This is a genomic window from Novosphingobium sp. BF6 (genome assembly GCF_058273105.1).
This window is the reverse complement of record NZ_JBZCOY010000003.1, coordinates 20,811-35,518: the sequence shown is the minus strand read 5'-3', so window position 1 is coordinate 35,518 and position 14,708 is coordinate 20,811. Positions and strand designations below refer to the sequence as shown.

Annotated in this window: 9 protein-coding genes and 1 pseudogene; 5 read left to right on the top strand and 5 right to left on the bottom strand. The window is 56.2% G+C overall.

Annotated elements, in window-relative coordinates; genetic code table 11:
• The first annotated feature begins 682 nt into the window (after window positions 1–682).
• The gene (locus AC4D6D_RS24105; protein ID WP_491328861.1) at window positions 683–1,519 is read left to right on the top strand and encodes a helix-turn-helix domain-containing protein; all 837 of its coding nucleotides are present in this window, start codon (window positions 683–685) and stop codon (window positions 1,517–1,519) included.
• 357 nt (window positions 1,520–1,876) lie between these two features.
• Here AC4D6D_RS24105 and AC4D6D_RS24100 read toward each other — a convergent pair whose 3' ends face one another.
• The 5 genes and pseudogenes from AC4D6D_RS24100 to AC4D6D_RS24080 form a co-directional block, all read right to left on the bottom strand.
• Window positions 1,877–3,061, bottom strand: a complete 1,185-nt coding sequence (locus AC4D6D_RS24100; protein WP_491328860.1) for a glycosyltransferase family 4 protein — start codon at window positions 3,059–3,061, stop codon at window positions 1,877–1,879.
• 62 nt (window positions 3,062–3,123) lie between these two features.
• Window positions 3,124–3,471 (bottom strand): hypothetical protein, encoded by a 348-nt coding sequence (locus AC4D6D_RS24095; RefSeq protein WP_491328859.1) that lies wholly within the window; start codon window positions 3,469–3,471, stop codon window positions 3,124–3,126.
• On the bottom strand, window positions 3,468–4,175 hold the full coding sequence (locus AC4D6D_RS24090) for a ParA family protein (RefSeq protein WP_491328858.1): 708 nt from the start codon (window positions 4,173–4,175) through the stop codon (window positions 3,468–3,470). Before AC4D6D_RS24090 ends, AC4D6D_RS24095 begins: the two co-directional genes overlap by 4 nt.
• 52 nt (window positions 4,176–4,227) lie before the next feature.
• Window positions 4,228–4,493 (bottom strand): annotated as a pseudogene (locus AC4D6D_RS24085) (transposase); the annotation flags it as partial.
• Window positions 4,494–5,277: 784 nt separating this feature from the next.
• Window positions 5,278–6,720, bottom strand: coding sequence for a class I SAM-dependent methyltransferase (locus tag AC4D6D_RS24080; protein ID WP_491328857.1), 1,443 nt, complete (start codon window positions 6,718–6,720; stop codon window positions 5,278–5,280).
• A 248-nt stretch (window positions 6,721–6,968) separates the two neighbouring features.
• Between AC4D6D_RS24080 and AC4D6D_RS24075 the strand changes: the two genes are divergently transcribed.
• From AC4D6D_RS24075 to AC4D6D_RS24060, 4 genes are read left to right on the top strand one after another with little or no spacing between them, the layout of a single operon-like run.
• On the top strand, window positions 6,969–9,152 hold the full coding sequence (locus tag AC4D6D_RS24075) for a glycosyltransferase family 4 protein (RefSeq protein WP_491328856.1): 2,184 nt from the start codon (window positions 6,969–6,971) through the stop codon (window positions 9,150–9,152).
• A 34-nt stretch (window positions 9,153–9,186) separates the two neighbouring features.
• Window positions 9,187–12,120, top strand: coding sequence for a glycosyltransferase (locus AC4D6D_RS24070; RefSeq protein WP_491328855.1), 2,934 nt, complete (start codon window positions 9,187–9,189; stop codon window positions 12,118–12,120).
• 21 nt (window positions 12,121–12,141) lie between these two features.
• Complete coding sequence (locus tag AC4D6D_RS24065; RefSeq protein ID WP_491328854.1) at window positions 12,142–12,501, top strand: hypothetical protein; 360 nt, start codon at window positions 12,142–12,144, stop codon at window positions 12,499–12,501.
• Complete coding sequence (locus tag AC4D6D_RS24060; protein ID WP_491328853.1) at window positions 12,501–14,681, top strand: rhamnosyltransferase WsaF family glycosyltransferase; 2,181 nt, start codon at window positions 12,501–12,503, stop codon at window positions 14,679–14,681. Before AC4D6D_RS24065 ends, AC4D6D_RS24060 begins: the two co-directional genes overlap by 1 nt.
• The last annotated feature ends 27 nt before the right edge of the window (window positions 14,682–14,708 follow it).

The window sequence follows — 14,708 nt, the reverse complement described above, 5'->3', positions numbered from 1 at the left end:
GAGAGTTTTGGCGAAGGAGCCGCACCAGCATGCGGCATCTTCTCGGATCATGATGACGTTGCCGTTCAATGGCCCGCTCATCCGGGCCGGCAGGTTGCCGTGCCCGTTTGATTGATCGCTCCGATAGCAACCAGATATCAAATGGATACCATTTAGATATCTGGTTGCTATCGGATATCGTAATTCTGCGTGCTTTGATGTGGGCTTGAACACCGGGGAACCGCTGCAAGCTGATTCGCGGAGGGTAATTTCTACTCGAAAGCACGAATTGGGTGCCGTAATTTCTACTTGAAAGCACGAATCTCAGGGTAATTTCTACTCGAAAGCACGAACGATTTTTCGAAATTCTACTCGAAAGCACGAACCGAAATAGCTTTCGCGACGCATCAAATGCTGCGAAATTGGCGCACTGGCTGCCGCCTTATCGGCGCGGCCATCTGCAATGCTATGATTTGAAGAAGGATCGGCCGTGATCACCTAAAAGAAAGCCCGGCACGAAGGCCGGGCATCCTAATGAGGTAGGAACAAACGTCGCCAAACGTTTTTCCAGACAAACCAATACTGGATCGTCCTTACCCCATCCCGAACCCGTTTTCAAGGATGCGCGCTTCGCGCCACGGTATCTTTTTGCCTGGATGACGGCCCTCCCACGGAGGGACGAATGGGAACGCATAGCCTGAACATGGCTCTGGAAGCGGCGCTGGCCACTGCGCTCGGCCGCACAAAAGGTGCGAGCAAGACGCGGTCGGGCGGGCAACACCGCACCGGCGCGCCGGTGCTCCGCGACAGCGTGGAGGCCGGGACGTTCGAACACGCGTTCTTCGTGTCGCCGGGCAAGGGCGAGACCGATCGCCTGCTGCGCGCCGCGCGCCGCATCCTCGATGCCGGCCGCCAGCTGCGCAGCGAGGCGCGCAACGGCGCCCGCACCCTCACCCCGGTCGAAAAGCTCCTGACCACGCTGACCGCCGCCAGTGTCCGCGTCTTCGAAGAGATTCTGACACTCTCACGCCTCAACAAGGGCAAGGTCTACCCCAGCTACGACCGCCTCGCCGAAGCGACGAGCTTGGGGCGGGCGACCGTAGCGCGCAGCCTGCGCATTCTGGAAAGCATCGGCTTCCTGGTCCGCCAGCGCCGCTTCAAGCGGATCGAGGACGTCGAAGGTCCGGGACCGCGCTACGAGCAAACCTCCAACGCCTATCGCGCATTCCTGCCGAAGATCGTCGCTGCCTATCTACCCCGCTGGATGCGCCCAGCTCCCCTCCCCGACGATGTCGAGCACCATGCGCAAAGTCAGGCGGAAGACATGGAGCATATGGTCAAGACGCTCACCTGCCGGGAACTGGCCGAGGCCCATGTCGGTGGCCCGCTGGGCAAAGCCCTCGCGCGCTTGGGAGCTGCTCTCGATCGGGATTTAGAGCGGAATGAGCGCGAGTCTCAAAGTGATCCTCAACCGCTACAAGATTCATTAAACAAAGCTCGATATCGAGTTGGCCTTAACGGCCAACACCCTTTCGCCTGACGGCGAGGAGAAGCCGATGTCTAAAAAAAACATAAACCATCATTCAAACCGCAGCCTCTGGATGCGCCGCATAGCGGCGCAAGTGCTCCCAGAGGGAGCAAGCCGATTTGCCCGCTCGAAATCTGTAACCTTGTGCAACAGGCTAATTTTCAGGGTATCTTTTGGTATCTAAATGATACCACTGTGCTCTGTGTGGTACCATTTCACGACCAATAGTCGCCTGTTCGAAAGCAAAATGGGGGTACGAATTCAATATCATCGGGCACGGCGCCAACTATCGATAGCGCGGTCTCGGAACGCCCGGCCTCCTGCATCTGCTCAGGCCCCTCGCCTTTTGGCTGCCAGGGTGCCTTGGCGTCAGTGTAATTGTTCGATCGCCTCCGCCACGATGGCGATATGTTCTTCCCAGGTCGGATTATGCCAACGAGGTAATCGCTCCATCTGGGCCATGTATCGTGGCCCGCGCTCAGCATGGTCGAAGATTGCTGACTTCCAGCCAGGACCATCCAGCGGATCTAGATATTCCGGCACATCCCCTCCCACTTCGCGCAGAGCAGGAAGATCGCTGCATATTGCTGGCATTCCTACGGAAAGTGCTTCGGCTACCGGCATGCCGTAACCTTCCGCAAAAGAGGGCATCAACAAAGCCCGTGCACCGCGCAATAGTCCTGCCATGCGGGCATCGGAGCAGCCTCCGATTTCGTCGACATGGCCTTTCAGCGCCGGGCAGCGCTCCAACATGTCGATGATCTGCTCATTTTCCCAACCGCGTCGGCCGATGATGACGAGCCGTGGAATCTGTTCAGCAGGTAGCGTTTCCACAAGATGGCGCCACAGATTAAGCAGCAGCAGGTGGTTCTTCCGCGGCTCGATAGTCCCCAAACATACGAAATAGGGGCGGCCGTCTCCAAGTTCAGGAGCTGTGGTCGCGAGATTCTCTGTTCCTAGAAGCGCGACATGGATGGCAACCTTGCGCCCGCTCCTCTCGATCCACGGATGAAGCGAGCGACCGGTTGCTGCCGAATTGACCACAGCCGCATCAGCCAGCTGCGCAACCGTTTCGATACGACGCTGATGCAGTGCAGCTCCGGAAGGTCGTGCATATTCGGGAAACTCGATCGGGATCAGGTCGTGGACCAGGCAAAGAAACTTGGCCTTTTCAAGGGCAAGAATCTTTCGAACTTTGTTTGCGTTCGTGAGGTGATGTGGAGAGGCTTGAACATATACCCCACCAGTTCCGCAGTCGTTTTTGGATGGCAATAATGCCGCGAGTTGAGGAACGACGGATGCAAGGGATCGCTGCCGGGGGCTTCCATCCTCACGGGACCAGCGGCGTTCCAGTTCGTCAAGATAGGACAGTGCCGCTCTACGCGAAAGACGCCCATAGAGGCCTGTAGGGTGAACTGCAGCAAAAGCCAGATCGTCGCCGTATTGCCCTAACAACCCGCGTGCATAAGCCATTTCCACGCGATCTACACCGGAAGGCGTAGAGTAGCGTACCCGGGAAATTAGACGTGATATATCGAGAATGACGTTTGTCATGGATTATATGGTACCAGAAGATATCTTTTGGTATCACAAGATACCTTAAGGATAGTGTGCTGCTATCTTTTCATTGCTACCAATGCCGCCAATGCCTGTTCCAGCACGGCTCCAAGAGGTAAATCGAGCTCGTCGGCCACCCGGTAGAGCTCAGTGATAGTTTCCTCAGTGGCCTTGATGTTGATCTGATGGCTGCGGCCAGTGGTGCGCCGTCGGCGGCGTGGCTTTTGGACGATAGTTGATGATGGCGTAACTTCTGCATCCGAAGCCGTAGACTGGCGCTGTGCCTTGCGGCTTGGAAATCCGCTGGTCTCAGCTAACTCTTCGATCGCTGCCGCAGGAACTGGCTTGGGCGTGTCTTGCCGGGTAAAATCATCGAGATCGCCGAAGGGATTGGCCCTGGTCATCATGCTGCTCCCACGTCAGTAGTAGTCGCGTTTTCCGATCCACTGCGAACCGCCCGCAGACGTTCAATCACTTCAGCAGCGAACTGTTCGGCATTAACTTGGGCCTTGTCCAGGTTGGACACCTCCCGCGGATCGAGGTTTTCTAGCGTCTGCTGAAAGGAGAACATCGCCCGGAAGGCTTCACGCTCGTTAAGTTGAGTTTCAAATACCGGCACACCTGCATCAAGAAGGCCGTTATGAATATGGCCCATGGTTCGAGTGCGGATGATCGGGCTAGTGCGTGTCAACAGCACACCAAAAGGCACTGCCCGCCCCGTCATTTTTTCGTGTTGCTTGAGCACCCGAATTGCTCGACTGGCCTGCTCGGCGTCGAGTTGGGAGCCTTGCATCGGGATTATCACCAAGTCGGCTTGGCTCACCGCCAGCAGCACGATCTTGGCCGCCGTTCCTTCAAGATCGACGACTACGAATGGCGTTTGCGCGGATGCCTCTTCGATGCGGTCGAGGATCGTATCCTCGTCGACGTCAGCGAGGATCGAGAGATTTTTGGGAAGGATGGCACCCCGGCTCCAGGCGGCAATGGGGTGATTGGGGTCCGCATCGACTACTGTGACCGGCGCTGCACGTGCGAGCTCAGAAGAAAGTAGCAGTGCAGCGGTGGTCTTGCCGACACCGCCTTTGGGGCTGACAAAGACGATGGTTGGCATGAATGATTCCCTTTTGGTACTAGATAGCTATCTGATATCTCTTTTGTCAATCAACGCCGGCGTTTTGCCAAGCGTAGAAGTTGCGTCGCCCCGTCAAGGCCGTGCCCAAAGCACTTGGATAGCAGGCGTCAGGCACAACCAGCAGAGGCCAAATACAACAGCGCATTGAGCACTTTGTGCATATTCGCCGTTTGGGGGCGGCCGCCCCGGCGGCCTGGAGATAGGAACGTGGCTCTCAGCGCCATTCCCTACCGTCATATCGCTTGGATACCGCGGTCCTTCGGTTATGCTCCTACCGAGCAAGATCAGTCCATCCATTGATCACTCCATCTCTCGCAGGACGGCGTGAATCACAACATGCTAGGGCCCAGACTCGTTCAGAACCAGAATGCGATGGCAGCGGTGGCGCGACGGCGGAAGTCCTTGAGGTGGCAGAACATGGCTTCGACGAGCCAGCGGTCCCGGTAGCGACGCTGGTCGTATTGGATTGGGCGCTTCCGGTTACGTCTGCCAGGAATGACGGGGATCGTACCTGGTCGCGCAGCGTCGAGCGCAGCCGATTGGCGTCGTATCCACGGTCGGCAATGACGCGCTTCATGCCCGCAGTCGCGCCGATGAGCAGGTCAGCGCCCTCGATGTCCGATAATTGCCTGGCGTCAGGACGAGGCGGAGCGGTCGCCCGATGGCATCGACGAGTGCGTGGAACTTCGTCGTTCTGTCGCTACGCGAGATGCCAATGGCATTGGCTCGATCTCCCCTTTTCCTCCACCAGCGCAGCGGTGGGCCTTGATGTAGCTGCTGTCGATCTGGGCCGTTTCGGCATCCAGCCTTCCTCGGTCAAGGCCGCCAGGATGCCGCGGTGGCTCCATCGGTTCCAACGATTGCAGACCCTCGTCGAAGGTCCGTATCCGCTCGGGCAGTCCTCCACCGGCCGCCATACTTGAGCATGTGGACGATCCCCGAGCCTCCTCTGATCGAGACCCATCGAATCAACATGACAATTGCTTTTCAAGAGGATGATTGGGTTTTGGTCCCAAGGTATTAAGAGGGAAGAAGTACTTTTTGTCTTCCCTCTTTTTTGATAAAATACAGATTTTCTATCTTACTTGAATATCTTGCCAAAAAATTTCCCGAACCCGCGAAAATGCTTGGTAAATCGCCAGGATTTGCTGTTGCGGAGCCGCATGATCTGGGAATGCCAGTCGTCGGCTATTACATGCAACCCTGACAGATCCTGCTGAAGCGACACCATTTTCTGATGAATGAGATCGACGATCGGATCCCGCGCCAGATAATGCGTTGCAACCGTTCCGCCGAAAACCCGCTGCATGGATTCCACGATTTCACGGTGTTGATCTCCGGCCGGGGGCAAAGTTTGCGGCGCGCTGAGGATCAACTGCAGATCGCGACGCAACATGTCCAATTCACGCTGGAGACCATCGGCCCGATTGCCGGAATTGCGTGCATATTCGAACGCGTCCAGTCGTCGTGCTTCGGCATTTTCGGCGGTAATGCGCAGTCTCTCCATTTCGCCTTCAATCATGCCGACGCGGTCGCGGAGATCATCCTCGGCCTTGTGGAGTATGGCTACGTCACGCTCGAGCATCGTGACATAAGCGTCGTCGTTCAAGGTGATGACAGGTTCTAACTGCGGGAGAGAGGCCCCACTGCTGGACGAAACCGAAATGAAATAGTCCGCCTGCTCAAGAGAATATTGATCTTTGAGGCATTCAATATTCTTGATAGCATTCGGACGATTTCTCGTAACAATCGACGAGAAATGATTATTTTCGACATACATGTCCACATTGGGAAAATATTTCCGGATCATCTCCTCATATTCTTCCAGTGAAAACTCATGCGTATGATGATGCGTTCTGAGCTGTTCCAACGCGCGCGGCGTCGACATTATCAGGATGCCGTCAGGCTTAAGAGCGCGCTTTATTCGCTGCAACACCTGCTCGGCATGATGCACATGTTCGATCAGTTCGAAGGAAACAGCAACGTCGAACTGGCGATCCGTGGCGAACTCTTCGGCATTATCGACGGAAAATGTCAGATTGGGGTGGGAATAATAGATACGAGCATGACGGACCGCATCTTCGGACAGATCGAACGCATATACGGATGCTGCGCCCCGCTGCGCGAGCTGCTGAGAGCCATATCCCACGCCGCAGCCGATATCGATGACATCCTTGCCCTGGGTGAGCTGGGACGCAAAGACATAGCGGGCCAAATGCTCCTGATACATGCGCAAGGCGAAATTGGGCTCGCAATTATCAGCTTGGGGTACAATCCTTTCGCCGCTGAACTGTAGAGCGCTTTGATCCGCCATTCTTTCTTGTTCCCGAATGAGGTTTCGGCAGACGCGCTGTCTTCTCGTGAAAGGCGCCGCCCCAATTCCTGCCGGGCTGGGCAGGGAGTGAGGATTCTCTAAAGGGATTTCAGCCTTTTTCAAGCAGCGCTTCCTGAAAGGGGAATTGAATTGACCATCCCTCCCGGTCGCGCGATAGGCAGCTGAATTAACCTCTTCTGGACAGATCATATCAGAGGTCAATTTTGAATATCGACTATTTGGCAATCGCCGTCGTAGGCTTCATCAGCTGTGCGCTTGCGCAAATTTTGCCGAAGGCAGCACCGGCCGGCCAGATGCCGACACTGACTTGTGGCGATCATTTTCGATCCGAATAACGAGCATGACACTGCGCTGCGTGTGTCGGCCAATCCGCGGACACGGATATTTGACCATACTTCGGTGCTTTCAGCGCCATTGCCAAACGAATGAGGGCTGACATGGCAGCAAACATCAGCGTGCTTTTCATCATTGGATGCAATGAAGGACCTAGCGCCCGATACCGAGTCTTCAATCATATAGATGCGCTGCAAATGCAGGGCGTCGCAGCTGAATGGATGTGGGAAATTCATCCCGAAATCCTTGACGAGAATTATCTTCGTCAGTTCTCGCTCGTGGTGAATTTTCGAAGTGGTTATTCGGAGCGGATGGCTGCGATCATGGAGGCTCTGAAGCGCCTCAACATTCCGACCATATACGACATTGACGATCTGGTGTTCGATCCCACGCTGGTGAGCGGAATCGATGCCTTTGCAAAGATGGATGACGCCGGCCAGCGCGACTATCATGATGGCATGGCGAGCATCGAGCGCGTCATGAAAGCCTGCGACTATATCACCGTTTCAACACCCTTTCTCGCTGATTATGCTCATAAATTCACGAACAAGAAAGTGTGGGTCGTCCCTAATGGCGTGAATGACCGGCAAATCGATGTCGCTGGAAGCCTTGGCGGATATGAGACTGGCCCTCGTTTCATCACGTTCCTGAGCGGAACGAGTACGCATGAACGGGATTTCGGTGAGGTTGCCGGCGCGCTTCGCCGGATTCTGGGCGAATATGACGATGTGTACCTAAAGCTTGTCGGCTTTCTCGATGTGGATACGCATCTGCCCGGTCTGAACCGCAAGGTGATCCACATTCCCTTCATGCACTGGAGCGATCTGGTCATCGAGGCAGCCGCGGCTTATATCAATATTGCTCCCTTCGATCCTAGCAGCCCCTTCTGCCAATCGAAAACCGATCTGAAATATGTTGAGCCGGCCTTGTCCGGTGTGCCTACGATCGCCTCGCCGATCAGCGCATTTCAGGCCAGCATAACTTCTCACGTGAATGGCATCATCGCGCAGAGCGAAGAGGATTGGTACGCAGCCTTCAAATCGCTTATCGATGACCCATCCCTGCGGAACCGCCTGGGCGCCGCCGCTCGGGATCATGTCAACCGCGAGCGATTGCCCCAGCATATGGGGCGACGGCTGCTAGGCGTCTATCAGGAGGCCATCAGCCTCCATGCTGACAGGGAGCGGAGAGCCGCTTTGCCTGTTCCCCGGCTCCGTCCGCAGAACGGGCTTCGGATCGATTGGGTGATACCGCAGCCTTTCGAGGGGTCCGGCGGGCATCGCAACATCTTCCGGGCCATCCGCTATCTATCGGAATTCGGGCATTCCTGCGTCGTACATGTCTTGCCGGACAACCACCGCTTTAGCACTGGAGAACAGATTCGCGATTTCATCACGAAGGAATTCTTCGACATAAAGGCGGCCAACGTTGTTCATGGTGTCGACGACATCGGGGAAACTGATGTTCTGGTCTGCACCTATTGGACGACTGCCTATGTGGTGAAGGACAACGCTGCGAAAGCCACGCATCATGTCTATTTCATCCAGGATTATGAGCCGATGTTCTTTCCCATGGGGATTGACTATGTGCGGGCCTGTGAAACCTATCGCTTTGGTTTCCATCCGATAACGTCGGGCCCCTGGCCGCTCCATATGTTGCAGAAGGAGTGGGGGGTGACGGAGGGAGAATTTTTCCGTTTCCCGCTGGATCGAACGATCTACTATTCGAATGCGGAGCCGCGCCCGGCCGGGCAGAGGCCGCGTCTGGCCTATTTTGCGCGGCCAGATATGCCCCGCCGCTGCTATCCTCTAGGCGTTGCCGCTCTTGAGATCGTCACTCAGAAGAGGCCCGATGTCGAAATCATATTTTATGGCGACAAATCCGAGAAATTTCAGAATATTCCCTTCCCGTTCACTAATGTCGGCATGACGCCGCGTATTGAGGATCTGGGCGATCTCTACAGATCCTGTGACATAGGTGTATGTTTTTCGACGACGAACCCGTCCCTTGTCCCGTTCGAGATGATGGCGTGCGGACTTCCGGTCGTTGACCTCGATGTCAACGGGAATGAGGTGAGCTATGGAGGGCGGGAGAATTGCATTCTGACAGATCCCAGCCCGGCGGACATTGCCGGAAAAATTCTGGCCGCCCTGGACGATCCTGGCATGATGTCCGCTTTGCGTACGCGCGGCATCGACTATGCACGTGAATTTCCGACAGAGCTGGAAATGGCAAAGATTATCGAGCGAGGGATTCTAGAAAGTTACGAGCTGGCGGCTAAGGCCTGAACAGGCACCTGGCTTATCCCGTCGAGTGAAGACTATGAATTTCGAACGCTTCCGTGTGCGGGCAAGTCTCGCCTTTCACAGACTGTTCCTGCCGCGGGCATTGCGACACTTGCTCCGGCAGGGGCATCCCTATGACATATGGCAAAAGACTAACATCCTGACGCCAGTGGCGCGGAGTGACCTAACGGACGCGCTCGCGGCGCATAAAGATTCCTTGCCGCTCATATCGGTAGTGATGCCGGTCTACCGGCCCGACATAGGGCATTTCAGGGCCGCGATTGCTTCGGTGCAGGAGCAAATCTATCAAAACTGGCAATTGTGCATCTGTGATGATGGAAGCGGCGATGACGACCTCAGGCAGGAGGTGAACAGGATCGGCAAGGACAGCCGAGTGACGTTCACCTTCCTCTCCAAGAATTCGGGGATCGGTTCAGCGACCAATGCGGCAGCGTCGCTGGCGTGTGGAGATGTCATTCTGTTTCTGGATCAGGACGATGTCCTATCAGCAGATTGTCTGGCGGAGTTTGCGTTGGCATTCGCAACGGACCCGGACGTTGAGCTTGCCTATTCGGACAGTGACAAGATCGACGCGGCAGGCAGACGTTTCGACCCGTCCTTCAAGCCTGGCTGGTCCCCGACACTTTTACTGTCCTATATGTATCTCAGCCATGCGGTAGCCATGCGGCGTTCCGTGTTCGAGCGTTTAGGCGGGGTCCGCAGTGCCTATGACGGCAGCCAGGATTTCGATCTGGCACTGCGTGCCAGCGAGATCGTCAGAGCCGTGCGGCATATTCCGAGAATTCTCTATCACTGGCGTGTTCTGCCCGGCTCCACGGCTCTTTCCGCTACGGAGAAGCCGACATCCATCATGGCCGGACAGCGTGCTGTCGAGGATGTCGTGGCCCGGCGCGCGCTACCGGCCAGGGTAGAGCGGCCGGATTGGGCGGAGCGTGCCAACATCGGCCTGTTCCATCTCGTCTTCCGGTCTCCGACCGTAGCTGTCAGCATCATCGTGATGTTGGATCGCGGCAGGGAAGACTGGCGCAGCCATGTCATGGGGCTGCTGGGGGATGCCCCAAGCGATGCGCAGATCATTGTCGTGGCATCGCGACGATCGACGGCCAGTATGGGGCTGGACGTGAAGGATCATGCGAAGATCGACGGCGATGTGCAACTAGTGTTCAGCGACCATGAAGCACTGTCGGACCGCATGGCCGAAGCTGTGGCGCATGCGTCTGGGGATTTGATCCTTGTTCTGTCCGGCGAACTTATCTGCATCCGGCAGCACTGGATTGCCCAGCTCTGCGGATATGCGGGCTTGCCGGGGGTGGGGGCGGTAGGGGCCCGTCTGGTTGATGGGCAGGGCCGCCTGGTGCAGGCCGGACTGGTGGCGCCAACAGGGGAATATTATCTCGAACCGGCCTTTGCGGGTTTGGGGAAGGGGCGTGCGGGTGCGCTGTATCTGGCCCGCACCAGTCGGGAATGTGCCGCCGTCACGGCTCATTGTCTGGCAATTTCACGCGACATGCTGAACCGGATCGGCGGCATACCTTCTGGGCAGGATGGCATGGTTGCAGTAGGTATGGCCCTGTCGCATGCCGTCAGAGCGGAAGGGGCATCGGTCATTCTATGTGCGGATTGTGAATTCAGGCTGGATGAGAATTCCGCCTCCCGGATGGCGTTTGCCGCCCCGGATACTGCGCCGGAATCCATGCCAGACCCTTGGTATAACTATAATCTCGGATATGGCCGCAATCAGTATTCGCCGATCAGGCGGCGTCATCCGTTGCGGCGGCGCGGGCCGGTTAAGCTGGCTGTGGTGACGCACAATCTCGATGGAGAAGGGTCGCAATCGACCCTGCTTGATCTTGTCAGGGGGCTGCGGGACGCAGGCTATATCGATCCTTTCATGATCTCCCAACGGGAAGGCGAACTCGGGCCGGCCTTTCGTTCCGAAGGCATTGATGTTGAAGTGATCGCGTCTCCGGGACGTCGCGCTGGTGGAGCAGTGTTGGCTCGCTATCGGCACTCCCTGGTAGAGGCCTACGCTAGGCACGGTGCGGAAGCAGTGTTGGCGAACACACTGGAAAGCCATGCGGCGATCGCGGCGGCCGCCGAGGCCGGGTTGGGGGCGCTGTGGTGGCAGCATGAAGGAGGGGACTGGTGGCGTTATTTCAGGCATCTTTCCGTTCCGGTGCGCGCCCAAGCCTATGCTGCCTTTTCTCAGGCCTATCGCGTGATCCAGGTGGCGGATGCAACGCGTCGGGCCTGGATGCCATTGGCGCTGCAATCCAATTTCCAGCTTATCCGGAACGGGATTCCTACCCACCGTCTTGAGGAAGATCGAGATCGCTGGACGCGCGGCGCGGCACGGCGGGAACTGGGGTTGGACGATCATGATTGCTGCGTATTGTTGTTAGGCAGTATTGCCCCTCGCAAGGGGCAGGCAGACATATTGAAGGCGCTCGTGCGGTTGGGATCCAACATCCCGCTCAATTTGAAAATCCTGATCGCGGGAGGGTTTGTCGATAGTGCCTATCGGAAAAAGCTGGAATGTTTGCACAGAGAGATGCCGAAATATCTTCGGGATAAAATCCTATTTCTGGGAAGGGTCGATGATACGTCGAAATATTATGCGGCATCAGATATATTTCTATGCTGTTCCAGGCAGGAAAGTGCGCCCAGAACATTGGTCGAGGCGATGAATTTTTCATTGCCGATTATTACTACTCCGGTCGATGGTATTCCAGAATTGGTAGTATCTGGAAAGACTGCTGAATTTTATAGACCGGGAGATTATTCTGCGCTTTCCGACATGCTGATGGAATTCCACGCTTCCCCGCATAAGCGCGAGCAGCTAGGGCGGGCTGGCAAGCGACATGTTTCGAATGTAAGTGACTTTGACGTCATGGTGGCACGATTTGGGGCATTGGTGCGCGAGGCGGCTGCGTTACGCACCGGTCGCTGATATTGTTGGCAGGCGAGGAAATTGGACCCAGATTTTACAGACGACGGCATCGTGCAGCGATCCGGGAACGACCATATTGTTGGTGCCAGCGACTGGGAGGCTACTCTCGTTCTTGCCAGACGAAGGTTGGCGGAAGTGTCGGAGCGTCTGTCGGTAGTGGAGACAGAGGCCTATCTGTTGCGTGCCGATGCCTGCCGATTGCCTGGCGCGCTGGCGCGATCTGATGCGCTTGAAAAGGAACTCGCAGCCTTGCGTTATCGGTTCGACGATACAGAGGCCAGGCTGCAGCGCCTGCGCAAATCTCTGAGCTGGAAGATCACGCATCCGGTGCGCTGGGTTGGCCGTACATACAAGAAAATGCTGCGACGAGGCGCTGCCTGATGCAAGATACCGAATATAGCTGCGATGTGCTTTTCCTGATCGGATGCTGGGAGGGAGAGTCCAAGCGCTACCGTGTTCACAACATAGCCGAAGGGCTGGAACATCTGGGCTATACGACCCGCATAATGGATTTCAGTGCATGCGGAGAGATCGTTGATAAATTGTTGCGGCCGCGTGTGGTCGTATTTTTCCGCTCTCCTTTCGATCCTTCGAAGAGGGTTGTGGAGGTTCTCGAATATTGTCGGGTCAAGCGAATAAAAACCGTCTTCGATGTCGATGATTATGTCTTTGAACCATCTATTATAGATACTGTCGCTGGCGTATCAGAGCTGACGCAAAATCAGCGATCTGACTATGAGTGGGGTGTTCGAGCCTATCGATCACTTCTTTTTAGTGCCGATATCGCTACGACCACGACACCTTTCCTACGTGATCGCATGAGCGACCTGGGGCGGGATGCCTATGTTGTGCCCAATTCCATCAATGCTGCGCAGCAGGCGTTGGCGGAAACCATTCTTTCCAGCATGGACGATGCACGGGACAGCAGGCGAGATGGGGTCAGCATCTGCTATTATTCGGGTTCGAAAACTCATGCCCGTGATTTTGCCCGGTGCGCCAGTGCCATTCAGGCGGTCATGCGCAAATATGCCCATGTCCGGTTTCGTCTCGTCGGACTACTCGATCTCGACGAGAGCTGGTTGCCGTTTGCAGAACGGATTGAGCGCGCTGGGTTCATGGCGCCGCTCGACATGCTGCAAGACATGGCGAGGTGCGACATCAACTTGGCGCCGCTCGAAGAGAACGACATGTTCTGCGAAGGCAAAAGTGAACTAAAATTTTTCGAGGCGGGGCTGGTGGAGGTGCCAACAGTCGCCAGTCGGACGGGACCGTTTGTCGCGGCCATCGAAGATGGTGGAAATGGCTGCCTGGCCTCTACGCCGGAGGAATGGGAAGAGAAGCTCGGCCAGCTGGTTGAAGATGCGGACTTGCGTCGGGCGCTTGGCCGCGCTGCCCGACACACGGCGCAGAGCCGTTTTTCCGCAGAATCCGCAGCGCGCGCAGCTCTGGTAGCCTATGGTCTGGAAAAATCGGTCGCGCCACGAGCCAGGGTCATGGAGGCGCTCCGGATTGGCTGGATTGTGCCGGGCCTGATCATCGGCGGCGGGGGCCACCGCAATATTTTACGGGCGGCCTATCATCTCGAAAAATTCGGGCATGATGTCCGTCTCTATTTTTCCGACACAAACCTGTCGGCGGCGGATTTGCGCAAGACCGTACGAAAGCATTTCTATCCTTTCGAGGGCGAGGTGCGCCGTTTCGACGGGACGGTGGATGCGGAGGATGTGCTGATGGCGACGCACTGGTCGACCGTGGCACTCGCGGAATCCGTAAAGTCCCAGGTCGGCGAGATCATGTATTTCGTGCAGGATTTCGAGCCTGCCTTCTATTCCATGGGGTCGGAATATATTCTGGCCGAGAATACCTATCGCAAGAATCTCTATGCGATCACTTCTGGCCCGTGGTGCGAACATCTCCTGAAGCGTGATTATGGCATGGAGGCGGATTCATTCCGTTTCCCTATCGACAGAGACATTTATAATGGGTCGGCAGGTCAGGGACGGCCGCGGGACAAGCGCATATTATTCTTTGCCAAGCCTGAAATGGCACGGCGCTGCTTTTTAATCGGGACGATGGCCCTTCGGGAGTTTCATCGTCTCAAGCCAGACTATGAAATACTGTTCTTCGGATCCGGCAGTGCAAAGCAGCACGTACAGGATTATCCTGTCACTTATCTGGACATCGTTCCTACCTTGAATGATCTGGCAACCTTGTATGCCACCTCTGCTGCAGGGCTGGTGTTTTCGACCACCAACCCCAGCCTTGTACCTTATGAAATGATGGCATGTGGCTTGCCGGTGGTTGACCTTAACCGGCCAGGCAATGAAGTGAATTATGACAATCGCTATGATCTCGCCTTGTTGGCGGATGCTGACCCGCGGCGGATGGCGATGGATATGGCAGCCATGCTGGATGATCCTGAAAATCTTGGACGCCGCAGTGCCAACGGGGTGGAATTCGCCGCGACTTTTCCCAGCGAGGAGGCCATGGCTCGCAGGGTTGAGGCCTTGATTGTCGCACGATTGGAGCGTTCCGGCGCCATGATGCGGCAGGCAGGTTGAGGTTGACGGAGTATTTTTATGACGCAA